Genomic DNA, 16,078 nt, shown 5'->3' with positions numbered 1-16,078 from the left:
GAAACTGAAAATGGTTGTTTTCAACGGGTCTGAACAACTGAAGGAAGCTAGACGAGCATGCTGATGCGGCCGCTCGCCATCTTGTCTTCAACCCAGCGGCGTTCATCCAGCCAGGCATGGCGTTTCCACCCTTCCCAGCTGAAACCGCACAGCTTCACCTCCCACTCGTCTGCAGGCAATCGTGACAGCACATATCGGATGCCGAAGAAGCCGGTGCTCGGAAAGAGCTGATGCATCCGGCATTGGCTCACACCGAGTTCCTCGCAGCCCTCGATGTAAAACTGCGGCGGCATGATGCGGATTTCCTTGCCGGCAGCACCGACCAATTCGATCGTCCGCATCGTCCAATCGCTTCTTCGGCCCTTCAGGCGTGAGAGCAGATTGGGCTTGGGGTGATACTTGCGGATGATATCGGGATGATAGGCAAGCACGACCTCCTTGGCTGCCGTGAACGTCGCGCTGGTCAGGAAGGTCGGGTCCGTCAATCGGCGCTGCATAGGCTTGCTGGAAGCTGCAAGCATGAGAATATCGGTGCGTGAACCGCTCATGCCGATCGAAGCCTTCGGCTCGTTGAAACGCATCGCAAATTCTGCATTGTCCACGACCTCAGAGAGGTCACGCTGCAGCTTGCCATTGCCAATGATGATTGCCGTCTTGCGGGTCAAATATGAATATCCATCAGGTCTGAAGTCGCCGACCTAACGGAGCCGAATGAAGCCAAACTGAATGGCGGATCGGGGAAGGATGCATAAATCCTGACACGAACCTGAAAGCCGTCGCAATGTCACCTACGAGCAACAGCAGTGCCTGAAAACCGGGCTCAGCTCAGATTTGCATGCCGCCCGCAGGCCACGCAAACCCGATCGCGATCATAAATGGATAGCACCCTGCCGAATCAGAAAGGAGCCCAAACGGGCTCCTTGAAATCACGCTGAAGTGGATGCTGCCTATTCGACCGAATTGAACTTCTTCACCTGAAGGAAATTCACCGCGCTTCCGCTGAAGCGTTCGGGATCGATCGAAGCCGTCTGTACCTTGAAACCATCCGTGTAAACGGCAGTCGGTTGGGCACGGAGCGTCGGGCTCACGAAGCGCGGCGCCTTGACCGGGCGGTTTACAATCTCGACCCGGGCCTTTGCGATCGCCCACTGCGAGATCATCTTCTCCGTCAGCGTCGGCGCAGTCGTCACCGTTGCGCGGCCCGAATCGGCCACCACGGCGTCCTGCTTGTTCGGCCGGCCGCCCTTGGTCGCGATACCGGCGGCAATCGGACGTTCCTGTGGCGTAGTCGGCTCGAACCCGGCGTTGAAGCGACGGCTGCTGGCCTTCACCTCGTTGCGGACCGGTGCAAGCGCGGCCACCTGCATCGGCATTTGCTGTGCCGGTCTCTGCTGCGGCAGGACGGCGGCAATTGCCTGCGCCGCATCGTTACCGGCAGCCATGCCGTTGCCGGCGGGCGCCAGTTGATCCTTGGACGCGACGTTGTTCGACGGCTGCATCACCGCAACCGCATTGTTGGCGTCCGATCGATCAGGACGGCTTTGCTCGAGAGCCGCAATGACCGAAGGCGAAAGTGCACTTGCGTCAGCTTGGTCGTCGGCGGCCTCCTGATCGGCATCGGCTGATGCCAGCAGGCTTTCGGCCAATTCCGGACGCTGCGCCGGCACCGGAACGGCAGCCAGCTGGCCTTTCATGTCAGCCTCGGCCGATGCCACTTCGGCATCCCCGGGTGAACGACGGTCAAGCAGGGACGGCACGGGCACATGATAGGAGCGAAGGTCGGCATATTGCGGCTGGTCGCCCGTATCCGGCATGGCGGCGGCAAGAGCATCCTGCGCCGCGTTACGCGACGGTGAGACGAGAGCGGAAGCCACGTCGCTGCCGGCAGGCTGATTGCCGAATGCCGGGCGAACCTGCGGAACGGGCGCGTTTACGCTGGCAACTTGAACCTGGGCCGGAGCCGGAGCGGCGCCCTCGTCACCATCATCACTGGCAGCCGGAGCCGGCTGGCCCTTGCGGGCAGCTGAGGCGACAGCCACCGGTGCCGCCGTCGTTCCGCTATCTGCATTATCCTCTTCCTCATCGGCACCGCCACCACCGAACAGGCGGGCAAAGAAGCCGCGACGCGGCGAAGAGGAGCTGGCGATCTGGATATCGTCGGACGACATACGGCGCTTGTAATCGGCGACTGCCTGCTGGTAGCCCGGCAACGGCCGGCCGTCCGCCGGAATATGCATCGTCTTGCCATCCGGGAAGAGGCGGACGAGATCCTGGCGATCCATGCGCGGCCATGCGCGCACGCCGCCGACATCCATATGCACAAAGGGCGAGCCGGAGGTCGGATAGTAGCCGACGCCGCCCACCTGCAGCTTCATGCCGATTTCGCGCAGCTTGGTGAGCTTGACGTCAGGAATATAGAAATCCATCGCGTTGCCGAGCATGTGCTGGCTCTTCTTGGCAACGCCGGTATGGGCGGAGCGCGTGCGCAGCATCTCGTTGGTGCCCGGCGAACGGAAACCGCAGATCACATAGATGAATTCGTGTGAACCGCTTTCGCGGTAGACTTCCCAGATCAGGTCGAACAGTCGCGGGTTCATCTTGGTCGGCTGATTCTTGCGCCAGTCGCGCAGAATGCGATTCAGCTTCTCCAGGCCGTCCGGATCGAACTTGCCGTTGCGCTTGTAGGTGATGACGGCCTTCTCGCCGGTATGGACATAGTAAATCTTGAGGCTGCGGGTTTCACCGCCTGCCTGAGAGGGAGTGCCGACGAAAACAGGGGTAGAAACGGACAAAGCAAGGAGGCCAACGGCTACAACCTTGGCCACCTTGCTAAATAGGTTAGAGCACGCAGAATGCCAGCTCAAGCTATTAGGCTTGGTATTTGCACTCAAATTCGGCAATTCGATCCCCGTCCGACAGACAATGTCGCATCGTGTTCCAAATGGCTGTCAATTGCGGTGACACGATGGCAAAAATGCCACACATGGTCGCCCCCTTCATACATGGTGAACGATGCACTAACAAGTGCTTTACGACGGGTAACAAAATATGCTTGCCTAAACGTTAAGCTTTACTTCATGCCGCGTTTTTTTGCGGGTCATCCGGGTCTATGCCGTAATCTTTCAACTTCCGGTAGAGAGTTGAGCGGCCGATGCCGAGCTTTCTCGCGACTTGACTCATCTGCCCACGATAGAATTTGAGGGCAAATCGGATCAATTCTTCCTCGACATCCGCTAGTTTCCTGACATCCCCCGAGGTATTTGTGCTGACGATGATATTGTCGGAAGTACCGACCGACGCATCGGCTGAGGCAAGCGGAGTGGTTGCAGCCGATCCGTGCGAAACCCCGTAAGGGACCCGTTCGCTTCGTTCAGCCGCCAGAAGCTCGGCCGAAGAGGCATGCGAATTATCCACAACCAAGGTTGGATGCTCAGCAGCGAAATAGCCGGGCAGCTGTGCGGCGATCTGCGGAAAATCCGTGTCGAGCAGCTCTGGTCCCTCGGACAGGACGACCGCGCGGAAAACAGCGTTTTCGAGCTGGCGGATATTGCCCGGCCAGTCATAGGCGGTCAGCAGTGCAAGCGCGTCGTTGCTGATCCCGAGCGGATGATCGAGCTTCTGCTCCAGCGCAAACCGGTCGGCAAAAGCGCGTGCAAGATGCGGGATGTCTTCCTTGCGGCGACGCAGTGCCGGCATGGTGATCGGAAAGACGTTCAAGCGATAATAGAGATCCTCGCGGAAGCGCCCAGCCTTGACCTCTTCGATCAGATCCTTGTTGGTCGCCGAAATCAGCCGGACATTGACCTTCTGCGCGACGCGCGCGCCGACGGTCTCGATTTCGCCCTGCTGCACGGCGCGCAAAAGCTTGACCTGGACCTCCAGCGGCAGGTCGCCGATTTCGTCGAGGAACAACGTGCCGCCATCGGCTTCCATGAATTTGCCGACATGGCGCTCGGTTGCACCCGTGAACGCACCCTTCTCATGTCCGAACAGGATGCTTTCGACGAGATTGTGCGGGATCGCACCACAGTTGACGGTCACGAATGGCTTGCCGGCGCGGTCGCTGGCGGCCTGGATGGCACGGGCCACCAGTTCCTTGCCAACACCGGATTCGCCTTCCAGCACGACTGGAATGTTCGATTGCGCCGCGCGATGGGCGAGATCGATCACCCGCATCATCGCCGGGCTTGCCGAGACGATGTCGTCGAAGGTGATGCTGCTCGAGCGCGACTTGCGCCCGGCGCGGGCCTTCGCCTCGCGCTGGTCGAGCTTCAAAGCATTGGCGATCGATGCCGCGATACGCTCCGGCGATACCGGCTTGACGACGAAATCGAAGGCGCCGGCGCGCATTGCCTGCACCACGGTATCGATGCCGCCCTGCCCCGTCTGCACGATGACGGGCAGGTCGATGCCCATATCGTTCAGCGCGCCCAGGAACTCGATGCCGTTCATTTCCGGCATCATGAGATCGAGCACGATCACGTTGATCTGATCGTTGCCACGCTTCAGGAACTCAAGGCCGAGACGGCCATTTTCTGCCAAATGGGCAACGTGTCCGTGCCGCTCGATGGCATTCTTGAGCAGACGGCGTTGAATCGGATCATCCTCAACAACGAGAATCTGCGCGCCCCCCTTGGCGCTATTGTAAACGGTCATTGGTGCCTCACTTCATGCGAAACCTGAGGCGAAGATCGCAGAAAGGCTTGAACATGAAGTTTTGCCAAAGCATCGCATTTTAATCATTATGACGAATGTAAAAGCGCTTATGATTCAACCTTCGGTGCAGGAAAATCAGGCCTTGCAGCGGGCTTTCCAGCCGAATAGACACCATACGGATCGGACGATCCGAAAAATAAAAGCAGAGGAAATTTCGCCCATGAGCCCGACCTCGCTCCACCCCCTCATTAATTTCTCGGCCATTAAATTCTCGGCAAGCCCGGCAGCCGGCCAGGCACTTGGAGACCTGCCAGCCTGGAAGCTAAGCGATCTCTATCCTTCCTCCACGTCCCCCGAGTTCGTCGGAGATCTGGAAAAGGCCGGCAAGATGGCCATTGCCTTCGAGGAAAAGTGGAAGGGGAAGCTTACCGATGCCGCCGCCAAGACAGGCGACGCCGGCATCGGCGCAGCCATCAAGGAGTATGAAGCGCTTGACGATATCATGGGCCGTCTCGGCTCGTTCGCCGGGCTCACCTACTTCTCCAATACCATCGATCCGAACAACGGCAAGCTCTATGGCGACGTCCAGGCAAAGCTCACGGACTATTCCTCTCACCTTTTGTTCTTCCCGCTGGAGCTGAACCGCATCGACGATACGGTGATGGACGCCTGCATGGCGAACGACCCCGCCGCCGGCCATTATCGTCCCTGGATCGTCGACCTGCGCAAGGACAAGCCGCATCAGCTCGACGACAGGCTGGAGCAGCTGTTCCTGGAAAAATCCATGACGAGCGCCGCCGCATTCAACCGCTTGTTCGACGAGACGATGGCTGAGCTGCGCTTCGAGATCGACGGCGAGAAGCAGCCGCTGGAAGTCGCCTTGAACATGCTGCAGGAGCAGGACCCGGAAGTGCGCCGCAAGGCCGCCATGGCGCTTGCCGAAACCTTCAAGGCCAATCTGCGCACCTTCACGCTGATTACCAATACGCTCGCCAAGGACAAGGAAATCGCCGACCGCTGGCGGGGCTTCGAGGATATTGCCGACAGCAGGCATCTCGCCAACCGCGTCGAGCGCGAGGTAGTGGATGCGCTGGCGGCCGCCGTGCGAGAGGCCTATCCGCGGCTTTCGCATCGCTATTACAAGATGAAGGCCAAGTGGCTCGGCATGGACCAGATGAACTTCTGGGACCGCAATGCGCCGCTGCCGGAAACGCCCAACGCGCTGATCCCCTGGGCCGATGCGAAGGATACGGTTCTATCGGCTTATGGTAATTTCGCCCCCGAAATGGCTGATATCGCCAAGCGCTTCTTTGACGAGGAATGGATCGATGCGCCGGTGCGCCCCGGCAAGGCGCCGGGCGCCTTCGCCCATCCGACTGTACCGTCGGCTCATCCTTACGTACTGGTCAATTATATGGGCAAGCCGCGCGATGTCATGACGCTGGCGCATGAGCTCGGCCATGGCGTGCATCAGGTGCTGGCCGGAGGCCAGGGCGCACTGATGTGCCAGACGCCTTTGACTCTAGCGGAGACAGCCTCCGTTTTCGGCGAGATGCTGACCTTCCGCGCGCTGCTCGACAAGACCACCGACAAGCGCGAACGCAAGGCGATGCTCGCGCAGAAGGTCGAGGACATGATCAACACGGTCGTGCGCCAGATCGCCTTCTATGAATTCGAGCGCAAGGTTCATACCGCCCGCAAGAATGGCGAGCTGACATCGGACACCATCGGCGAGCTGTGGCTCTCGGTACAGGAGGAGAGCCTAGGTCCCGCGATCAAGATTTCCGAGGGCTACGAGACCTACTGGGCCTATATCCCCCACTTCATCCACTCGCCCTTTTACGTCTATGCCTATGCCTTCGGCGATTGCCTGGTGAACTCGCTCTATGCCGTCTACCAAAGCGCAGAAAAAGGCTTCCAGGAGAAATATTTCGAGCTCCTGAAGGCCGGCGGCACCAAGCATCATTCCGAACTCCTGAAGCCTTTCGGCCTCGACGCGACCGATCCGTCGTTCTGGAGCAAGGGCCTGTCGATGATCGAAGGGCTGATCGACGAGCTGGAAGCGTTAGATAAGAACTGAGCTGAAGAGAAGCAGGACAGGCACGTCCGCCTTTGCTGCAGCTCTGTGCATGGCCCCTCACCCTAGCCCTCTCCCCGCTTGCGGGGAGAGGGAACTGGTTCTGTATTCACCGCATCGTTCTTCGCCAAAGACGCTGTAGCGGCTGCGGTAACTCCCTCTCCCCGCATTGGCGGGGAGAGGGTTGGGGTGAGGGGCCAGGCACGGAAGTCGCGGCAATGATGGACGTGCCTGACAAATGACACCACAACGACCCGATAGACACCCGCGCATGGCCGATGCCGTACCCTACGTCCTTTTCAGGGACGACAGCACAGGAGAGATGATGATCTTCGCCGAGCCGGCCGAGATCATTGTCGCTCATACGCGTGCGCAATTTTTCGATGCCCTCGATCGGATGGAAAAAGCCAAGCGGCAGGGACAATGGCTTGCCGGCTACATGGCCTATGAGGCCGGCCATCTCTTCGAGGAAAAACTCGCACCTTTCGCCGAGGAGAACAGGGAAACGCCCCTGCTCTGCTTCGGCGTTTTCGATGCTCCTGCCGCTGATGGCCATCTGCTGGGCCAGCCGGTACAGCGCCTGGAAAACCGAGAGTTTCTCACGGAGCCGAAGGCCGCTTGGAGTTTCGAGATATATAAGGAGCGCTTTGACAGGCTGCACCAGCATCTGCGCCTTGGCGACTGCTATCAGGCAAACCTGACCATGCCGATCCATACGCGATGGAACGGCGATCCCCGCGCCGCCTTCTGGTCTCTGATCGAACGGCAGCCGGTGAAATACGGCGCGTTGGTCGATCTCGGCGGCCCGATCATCCTGTCGCGCTCGCCGGAGCTTTTCTTCCGCACGGACGAGCACGGTTGGATCGAGACGCATCCGATGAAGGGCACGGCCAGGCGCGGCGCAAATGCCGCCGAGGACGAGCGCATCATCGCCGCCATGCTCGCCGACGAGAAGACGCAGGCCGAAAACCGTATGATCGTCGACTTGCTTCGCAACGATATCTCCCGCATCACTGAGGTCGGCACGCTGGATGTGCCGAAACTCTTCGAGATCGAGACCTACCCGACCCTGCACCAGATGGTCAGCCATGTGCAGGCCAAGCTGCTGCCAGGCATATCGATCCGCGATATCCTTGCAGCACTCTTCCCCTGCGGCTCGATCACCGGTGCGCCGAAAATGCGGGCGATGGAAATCCTGCATGAATTGGAAGACGGCCCGCGCGACGCCTATTGCGGCGCGATCGGCATGATTTCGCCTGGCGGCGCCATGCGTTTTTCCGTGGCGATCCGCACGATCACGCTTTTCGAAGACGGTCGCGCGGTGTTCAATGTCGGCGGAGGCATCGTCTTCGATTCGACGGCGGAAGCGGAATATGAAGAATGCCTCCTTAAGGCGCGCTTCGCCGTGGGGGACCGATGGATCGACCGGTAGAGGACTTTTCCCTGATCGAGACACTGCGCTACGAGCCGGAAACCGGCTTCGTTCGCCTGCGCCTGCATCTTGCCCGCCTACAACGATCCGCCCGCCGCCTCGGCTTTTCAGCTCCAAAGAACGTGCTCGGAAAACTGGAACAGGCGGTTGCCGGTACTGCTGCGCCTTTGAGGGTTCGGCTGACACTGGACCGCGAAGGCAAAACGGAGGTGACGACCGCTCCCTTCGTCCCGCTTTTGCCTGACACCGTCTGGCGCTTGCGCGTCGCTGCGACCCGGCTCGATTGCTCCGATAAGCTGCTGCGTTTCAAAACCACGCGACGAGGCATCTATGAAGCAGCCCGCGCGGAATACCGGCCAGACGAGGCAGACGAAGTGCTGCTGCTCAATGAGAAGGATGAGGTTTGCGAGGGGACGATCACCTCTGTCTTCCTCGAGGATAGCGCGGACCTGCTCCGCACTCCTCCCATATCATCCGGTCTACTTGCAGGCGTCCTGCGCACCGAACTCATCTGCCAGCGCAAGGCCCGTGTCGGCCGCATCCGCCTCGAGGACCTGAAAGATCGCCCCCTTTATGTCGGAAACTCCCTGCGCGGCCTGATCCGCGCGCAACTCCTATGGAATTGATTGAATGTTCATTCTGTCGCTTACCTATCTCAAGGGCAATGACGAAGCCGATAAGCACATGGAGCCGCACATGGCCTGGGTGAAGGAAGGCTATGCTAGGGGCTGGTTCCTCGCTTCCGGCCGCAAGGTGCCGCGCACAGGCGGCGTCATCTTCGCCCGCGGCGAGCGAGCGGAACTGGAGGCCTATGTCGCCGCAGACCCCTTCACGATCCAGGGCGTCGCCGCTTATGAAGTCCAGGAAATCGCCCTCACCACCGTCGTCGACGGATTGGAAAGCCTGAAGGCCTAAGCGGCGGAAGGTGCTTGCCTTCCGCAGCATTCCGTTTATGTCAGCAAAAACCAACCTTGAGGGCAACAAACTCGTCGCATATGGCGTGTATGTTGGCCTCGACTTGACTTTGCCCGGCTAACCCTCAACAGCTCTTTATTGTGACATCAAATTATGATTAGAGCCGCTCACCTCGCGTTTTTGCGCAACTCTGATTGAATTTCGTGAACCGAACGGCGCCCTGCCTTTCGAAGGAGAAAAGAATGACGAAACAAAACTATCCGGTATATGCCGAAATTACCGGTCCGATCGTAATGATCGGCTTTGGCTCTATTGGCCGTGGCACCCTGCCCCTGATCGAGCGCCATTTCAAATTCGACAAGAGCCGGATGGTCGTCATCGACCCGCAGATGGATGCCGAGCACCTGGCGATCCTGGAAAAGCATGGCGTCCGCCATATCCAGGCCCATGTCACCAAGGACAATTACAAGGATCTCCTGAAGCCGCTTCTCACGGAAGGCGGCGGCCAGGGCTTCTGCGTCAACCTCTCGGTCGACACCGGCTCGCTCGATCTGGTCAAGCTGTGCCGCAAGCTCGACGTGCTCTATATCGACACCGTCGTCGAGCCCTGGCTCGGCTTCTACTTCGACAAGGGCCTGAAGAACGCAGACCGCACCAACTATGCGCTGCGCGAAACCATGCGCAAGGAGAAGGAAAAGAACCCGGGCGGCACGACGGCTGTTTCCACCTGCGGCGCCAATCCGGGCATGGTTTCCTGGTTCGTCAAGCAGGCGCTCGTCAACCTCGCCAAGGATATTGGCCTGAAGTTCGAAGAGCCGGATCAGCACGATCGCGAAGGCTGGGCCAAGCTGATGAAGAAGGTCGGTGTCAAGGGCGTTCACATCGCCGAGCGCGACACACAGCGCACCAAGCATCCGAAGCCGCTCAACGTCTTCTGGAACACCTGGTCGGTCGAAGGCTTCATCTCCGAAGGCATGCAGCCGGCAGAACTCGGCTGGGGCACCCATGAAAACTGGATGCCGAAGAACGCCAAGAAGCACAAGAAGGGCTGCAAGGCCGCCATCTATCTGGAGCAACCGGGCGCCAACACCCGTGTGCGCACCTGGTGCCCGACCCCCGGCCCGCAATACGGCTTCCTGGTGACCCATAACGAGTCGATCTCGATCGCCGACTATTTCACCGTGCGCGACAAGGACGGCGAGGTCACCTTCCGTCCAACCTGCCACTACGCCTATCATCCGGCCAACGACGCCGTGCTTTCGCTGCACGAAATGTTCGGCAATGGCGGCACGCCGCAGCCGGTTCATCACGTTCTCGACGAGGACGAGCTGGAAGACGGCATCGACGAACTCGGCGTGCTGCTCTACGGCCATGCCAAGAACGCCTACTGGTACGGCTCGCGCCTGTCTCTCGAAGAGACCCGCCGCATCGCTCCCTATCAAAATGCTACCGGTCTGCAGGTGACCTCAGCCGTTCTCGCCGGCATGGTCTGGGCGCTGGAGAATCCGAAGGCCGGCATCGTCGAAGCCGACGAGATCGACTACAAGCGCTGCCTCGAAGTGCAGCTGCCCTATCTCGGTCCGGTCGAAGGTCACTATACCGACTGGACCCCGCTCGATGGTCGCCCAGGCCTCTTCCCGGAAGACATCGACACCAAGGATCCCTGGCAGTTCCGGAACATTCTGGTTCGCTAAGAGTATAGTGTCAGCTTGATGCAAGAGCGAATGCCCGCACAGGTCGTGCGGGCATTTTTGTTACGCAAGCCAGATAAATCAAGCAGATCGCCTGTGAAGGCTTGCTTTAGCTCGATGGCCGCGCCATCTTCCTTGCAACCGATACGCCTTTAGACCGCCTCTATTCGCGGGAGAAATTTATGAAGATGAGAACCGTTCTTGCCCTCCTCGCTGCTGCGGCAGCTTTATCTGCCTGCGTGGATTTTGGTGGCTCCAGACCGCCGCCGATGGCGATGAATCCGGGCGGCGGCCAGCCGCGCACGAATTCCGTGGAAGGCAGCTGGGCCGATTCCAATGGCCTGAATTCGACCTTTAACGGCGGCCGGTTCGAAACGCACACGACGGATGGCACGAACCAGCAGATGGCCTCTGGAACCTACACGACCGATCCGTCGGGCATGATCCAGATCAACCTCTATTCGAACATCAAGCGCACCTCGTCGAAGGTGAATTGCTTCCTGGCCAATCCCAGCCAGCTCAACTGCACCTCCGAAACCGGCGGACACTTCTCGCTCAATCGCCAGGGTTGATAAAGGCCCGATGGACGGATAAGGCATCATGCGCGGAATGCTGATCCTCCATCTGGTACTGATCGCAGCATTGCCCGTCGCCATTCTGGCGGCGGTCCTCCCTGCAAATAGCTGTCAAGCCCAGGGCATCGACGCCCTTGATTGCGATGGCCCCGCGAGCGTCCTCCTTTTCGCCGTACCGGCTTTGCTCATTTACGGCGCCAGCGCTATTCTGCTCTATCGAAAGCGGAATCGACGCCTTCATCTTGTCACCGCCCTCTGCTGTGTGCTCGTCTTCTGCTCTGTCGGCTGGAATGCCGCTGCGGCATTGCGGGAGTCCTATGGGCTCGCCTCCGTCGAGGCATGCGCCTGATCCGGCAGCGCATTTCGCCGCTTTGTAAAAATCCTAATAACGCCAACAGCTTTTGCTTGCGCTCGCTCCGCCGGGATGAAAACATCGCTGTGGGGGACCGCCTTGGGGCATTGGCGGGCCGGATTGCAATGACCAACAGGAGAGACAGATGAAGCAGCCCTTCGGAGTGGGTCTTTTGGCGGCCACGCTGCTGGCGCTGAGTACCAGCGCCGCCTTCGCGGACTATCAGCTCAACATCCTGCACTTCAACGATTTCCATTCGCGCGTCGAATCGATCAACAAATTCGACGCCACCTGCTCTGCAGCCGAAGAAGCCAAGAGCGAGTGCTTCGGTGGTGCGGCACGGCTGAAAGCCGCCATCGACCAGCGGCGTGCCGCCCTTGCCGGCCAGAACGTAGTCGTCCTTGATGCCGGCGACAATTTCCAGGGCTCCCTGTTCTACACGACCTACAAGGGTGCGGCCGAAGTCGAGTTTCTCAACGACATGAAGATCGACGCCATGACGGTCGGCAATCACGAATTCGACGATGGCGAAGGCCCGTTGGCCGCCTTCCTCGACAAGGCGCAGTTCCCAGTTGTAACCGCCAATCTGGTAGTCGACGACCAATCGAAGCTCGGCAACCGCATCAAGAAGTCGATCGTGCTCGATATCGGCGGCCAGAAGATCGGCATCGTCGGTGCGGTGACCACCGAAACGCCTGAACTCGCCTCCCCCGGCCCGCATGTGAAGATCACCGACGATGCCGCCGCAATCAGCGCCGAAGTCGACGCGCTGAAATCGCAGGGTGTCAACAAGATCATCGCGCTCACCCATGTTGGCTATCCCCGTGATGTCGAGAAGATCGCCAAGATCGCCGGCGTCAGCGTCGTTGTCGGCGGCCACTCGCATACGCTCCTGTCGAATACCGACCCGAAGGCAGCCGGCCCCTATCCGACCATGGTCGACAATCCGGCCGGCTATAAGGTCCCCGTTGTACAGGCCGCGTCCTACAGCAAATATCTCGGCGACGTCGTCGTCACCTTCGATGACAATGGCGCCGTCAAGGACGCCAAAGGCGATCCGATCCTGCTCGATTCCTCCATTAAGCCGGATCCGACGATCCTGTCACGCGTGCAGGAGATGGCAAAGCCGATCGAGGAACTGCGCAAGAAGGTCATCGGTAATTCGCAGGGGCCGATCGAAGGCGCGCGTGAAGTCTGCCGCGTTCGGGAATGCTCGATGGGCAATCTTGTCGCCGATGCGATGCTTGACCGCACCAGGACGCAGGGCATTTCCATCGCCATCCAGAACGGCGGCGGCCTGCGTGCCTCGATCGCCGCAGGCGATGTCAGCATGGGCGACGTGCTGACCGTGCTGCCCTTCCAGAACACGGTTGCAACCTTCCAGCTGACCGGAGCCGACGTGAAGGCGGCACTCGAAAACGGCCTTAGCCAGATCGATGACGGGGCGGGCCGCTTCCCGCAGGTCGCCGGCCTCAAATACAGCTTCGATAAATCGAAGCCGCCGGGCAGCCGTCTTGTCTCCGTCGACGTGCAGGAAGGCACCGAGTTCAAGCCGATCGATCCCGAAAAGACCTACGGCGTCGTCAGCAACAACTACATGCGCGCCGGCGGCGACGGCTACGCCGTCTTCGCAAAGGACGGCAAGAACGCCTACGATTTCGGCCCCAATCTGGAATCGGTGGTCGCCGATTATCTTGGCGCACACAATCCGTACAAGCCTTACACGGACGGCCGCATAACCCAGATAGCCGCGGCAGCGCCGGCTGCACAGCCGGAACCCGCAAAGCCCGCCGATACCACGCAGACAGCGCCGGAGCAGAAGCCGGCGGCGGCCGCTGGAGATAGCGGTGGCGCGTCGTCCACGATAACCCCTCCGGCCTCCTCGCCTCCCACGGTGACAACGCCAAGCACCACCATGCCGGCAAACCCGATGGCTACGCCGTCTGCCCCGGCAAAATCGGATCCGGCAGCCTCGACACCCGCCACCTCAGCTCCAGTGGCTGAAACGCCGGCTGCGTCTTCACCCGCGACCACGGCTCCGGCAACAGCAACGCCGGAGGCCAAGGTCAACGAGCCGCCAAAGACGCCGACAACCCACATCGTCGTCGCCGGCGACACGTTCTGGGATCTTGCCAAGACTTATTACGGCAATGCCAAACAATGGCACAAACTCGTGGCCGCCAATCGCAATATCAAGCCGCATCATCTGGTGGTTGGCGAAAAGTTGAAGATTCCGGCCAAGTAAGACGATTTGTCTCGCTTGCTCCAGCCGGTCCGGGCTTTCCCGGACCGGCTTTTGTTCTTATGTGAAGTGCTTCATATCTTGAGAGGAATTCAATCGATGACAGCAGCCCTGACCACGCTTCCGCCCGATCACCCTAGCGTGAAATACGGCAAGGTCGGCGTGCTGCTCATCAATCTCGGAACGCCCGACGGCACCGACTACTCCTCGATGCGCCGCTACCTCCGCGAATTCCTGACAGACCGCCGCGTCATCGAGTGGTCGCGTTGGAAATGGTATCCGATCCTGTTCGGCATCGTGCTTAACACCCGACCGCAAAAGGTCGGCAAGGCCTATGAGACGATCTGGAACAAGGATAAGAACGAGAGCTATCTGCGCACCTATACGCGCAACCAATCCGACCTAATGGCCGAGCGGCTGCGCGACCTGCCCAACGTCAAGGTTGACTGGGCCATGCGGTACGGCGAGCCCTCGATCGCCGATCGCATCCAGGCGCTGAAGGACGATGGCTGCGAGCGCATCGTGCTCTTTCCGCTCTATCCGCAATATGCGGCGGCAACGACGGCGACCGTCAACGACAAGGCCTTCGAGAAACTGCAGAAGATGCGCTGGCAGCCGGCGATCCGCACCGTGCCGCAATATCACGACGACGAGACCTATATCGAGGCGCTTGCCAATTCCGTCACCCGTCACCTCGCGACGCTGGACTGGCAGCCTGAAAAGATCATCGCCTCCTTCCACGGCATTCCCATGTCCTACTTCAAGCTGGGCGATCCCTATTACTGCTTCTGTCAGAAGACCGGTCGCCTGCTGCGCGAGAAACTGGGTCTTTCCGAAGATCAGTTCATGGTCACGTTCCAATCGCGTTTCGGCCCTGAGGAATGGCTGCAGCCCTATACGGACAAGACGGTGGAAGAGCTTGCCAGGACAGGCACCAAGCGTATCGCGGTGCTCAATCCCGGCTTCGTCTCCGACTGCCTTGAGACGCTGGAAGAGATCGCCGAACAGGCCGCCGAATCCTTCCATCACAACGGCGGCGACAAATTCACCCACATTCCCTGTCTCAACGACAGCGAAGACGGCATGAACGTGCTGGAAAAAGTCGTGCGGCGGGAGTTGCTCGGCTGGGTTTGACCGGATCGCCGGGATTGATCCCGGCGACACGTGCCTACTGAAGCTGCGGCTTTTTGAGGAAGCTGCCGCGATCGGCGGATTTGACGCGCAGCCAGGCCTCGCGGCCGTCGCGCAATACGCGCATGGGGATCTCGGAGCCAGCCGGACCGCTCTCCCAGATCTTGCGGTAGAAATCCGCGAGCCCATCGACTTCGCCATCCCGGATTTCCGAAATGACGTCGCCGCGACGCAAGCCAGCCTTGGCGGCCGGACCACCCTCGGTGACGCTCATGACGACGACTTCGCCATTGCTTTCGGCCGAGAAGGCACCGAGCCAAGGCCGCGGCGGCTTGTTGACGCGGCCGCGCTTGATCAGATCGTCCAGGATCGGCATCAAAAGGTTGATCGGCACGATCATGTTGATATCGGCGCTGTCGCCGTTCTGGGTCGCCATCTGCAGATGCAGCGAGCCGATGCCGAGAAGCTTGCCGTCCTCATCGATAAGAGCCGCACCTCCCCAGGATGGATGGGCGGGTGCCGTGAAGATCGCCTCGTCGAGCAGATATTCCCAATAGCCGGCGAATTCCTGCTTTGCGACGATCTTCGCCTCGACAAACTGGCCGATCCCGTCAGCGATGACGACTTCATCACCGATCTCAGCCTTGTCGGTATCACCGAATTCGAGGGCGGGCACATCGAGAGGCCCGAGCGCCTGCACGAGGCCAAAACCCGTTTCCTGATCGTAGGCAAGCGCATGACCGGGCACGACACGGCCGCTATTGGTCGTGAGCCAGACCTCGTCGGCTTCGGTGATGAGATAGCCGATCGTCAATACCAGGCCGTTTCCGCGGATGACGACGCCGCTACCTTCCCTGCGTGTGCCGAGGGTTCCTGCCGTAAAGGCATCTTCCGGAATTGAGGCGTGCACGGCCACAACCGACCGCAAGGTCCTATCTAAGTTCATAGCTTCACCCTGATAATGCGCTAAGGCTGGCCCGAAAAGCTGCGTGGCAGCGGAGCCGGAA

12 protein-coding genes and 2 pseudogenes are annotated in these 16,078 nt (G+C 60.0%); 9 read left to right on the top strand and 5 right to left on the bottom strand.

Features of this window, described 5'->3' with window-relative positions; all coding sequences use genetic code 11:
• Window positions 1–47: 47 nt before the first annotated feature.
• The 4 genes and pseudogenes from FBZ99_RS05990 to FBZ99_RS05980 form a co-directional block, all read right to left on the bottom strand.
• A complete protein-coding gene (locus FBZ99_RS05990; protein ID WP_113389177.1) occupies window positions 48–665 on the bottom strand; it encodes a hypothetical protein in 618 nt (205 codons plus the stop codon).
• Between the two features lie 282 nt (window positions 666–947).
• A complete protein-coding gene (locus tag FBZ99_RS05985) occupies window positions 948–2,900 on the bottom strand; it encodes a DUF882 domain-containing protein (protein ID WP_145631938.1) in 1,953 nt (650 codons plus the stop codon).
• 175 nt (window positions 2,901–3,075) lie between these two features.
• Window positions 3,076–3,285, bottom strand: a pseudogene (locus FBZ99_RS33865) (helix-turn-helix domain-containing protein); the annotation flags it as partial.
• Window positions 3,286–3,404: 119 nt separating this feature from the next.
• Window positions 3,405–4,656, bottom strand: a pseudogene (locus tag FBZ99_RS05980) (sigma-54-dependent transcriptional regulator); the annotation flags it as partial.
• A gap of 220 nt (window positions 4,657–4,876) precedes the next feature.
• Here FBZ99_RS05980 and FBZ99_RS05975 point away from each other — a divergent pair.
• The 9 genes from FBZ99_RS05975 to hemH all read left to right on the top strand — a co-directional run bounded on the left by FBZ99_RS05975 (window position 4,877) and on the right by hemH (window position 15,074).
• Window positions 4,877–6,736 carry a M3 family oligoendopeptidase gene (locus FBZ99_RS05975; RefSeq protein ID WP_113355062.1) on the top strand — a complete coding sequence of 620 codons (1,860 nt, stop codon included), beginning with the start codon at window positions 4,877–4,879 and terminating at the stop codon, window positions 6,734–6,736.
• 268 nt (window positions 6,737–7,004) lie between these two features.
• Window positions 7,005–8,165, top strand: coding sequence for an aminodeoxychorismate synthase component I (locus FBZ99_RS05970; RefSeq protein WP_145631936.1), 1,161 nt, complete (start codon window positions 7,005–7,007; stop codon window positions 8,163–8,165).
• Complete coding sequence (locus FBZ99_RS05965; RefSeq protein ID WP_145631934.1) at window positions 8,150–8,791, top strand: aminotransferase class IV family protein; 642 nt, start codon at window positions 8,150–8,152, stop codon at window positions 8,789–8,791. Before FBZ99_RS05970 ends, FBZ99_RS05965 begins: the two co-directional genes overlap by 16 nt.
• Window positions 8,792–8,795: 4 nt before the next feature.
• Entirely contained in the window at window positions 8,796–9,080 is a 285-nt protein-coding gene (locus tag FBZ99_RS05960; RefSeq protein WP_145631932.1) for a YciI family protein, read from the top strand.
• 242 nt (window positions 9,081–9,322) lie between these two features.
• A complete protein-coding gene (locus FBZ99_RS05955) occupies window positions 9,323–10,774 on the top strand; it encodes a homospermidine synthase (RefSeq protein ID WP_113330409.1) in 1,452 nt (483 codons plus the stop codon).
• A 179-nt stretch (window positions 10,775–10,953) separates the two neighbouring features.
• Entirely contained in the window at window positions 10,954–11,343 is a 390-nt protein-coding gene (locus FBZ99_RS05950) for a hypothetical protein (RefSeq protein ID WP_113355044.1), read from the top strand.
• Window positions 11,344–11,371: 28 nt separating this feature from the next.
• Complete coding sequence (locus tag FBZ99_RS05945; RefSeq protein ID WP_145631930.1) at window positions 11,372–11,695, top strand: hypothetical protein; 324 nt, start codon at window positions 11,372–11,374, stop codon at window positions 11,693–11,695.
• Window positions 11,696–11,843: 148 nt separating this feature from the next.
• The gene (locus FBZ99_RS05940; protein WP_145631927.1) at window positions 11,844–13,943 is read left to right on the top strand and encodes a 5'-nucleotidase C-terminal domain-containing protein; all 2,100 of its coding nucleotides are present in this window, start codon (window positions 11,844–11,846) and stop codon (window positions 13,941–13,943) included.
• A 96-nt stretch (window positions 13,944–14,039) separates the two neighbouring features.
• Entirely contained in the window at window positions 14,040–15,074 is a 1,035-nt protein-coding gene (gene hemH / locus FBZ99_RS05935; protein WP_113420222.1) for a ferrochelatase, read from the top strand.
• Between the two features lie 34 nt (window positions 15,075–15,108).
• On the opposite strand, the gene FBZ99_RS05930 is transcribed toward hemH, so the two are convergent.
• Window positions 15,109–16,017, bottom strand: coding sequence for a S1C family serine protease (locus FBZ99_RS05930; protein WP_145631925.1), 909 nt, complete (start codon window positions 16,015–16,017; stop codon window positions 15,109–15,111).
• Between the last annotated feature and the right edge of the window lie 61 nt (window positions 16,018–16,078).

The sequence above is a fragment of the Rhizobium sp. ERR 1071 genome (assembly GCF_007828675.1).
GTDB classification, from domain to species: domain Bacteria; phylum Pseudomonadota; class Alphaproteobacteria; order Rhizobiales; family Rhizobiaceae; genus Rhizobium; species Rhizobium dioscoreae.
This window is presented reverse-complemented; position numbering and strand designations above follow the sequence as displayed.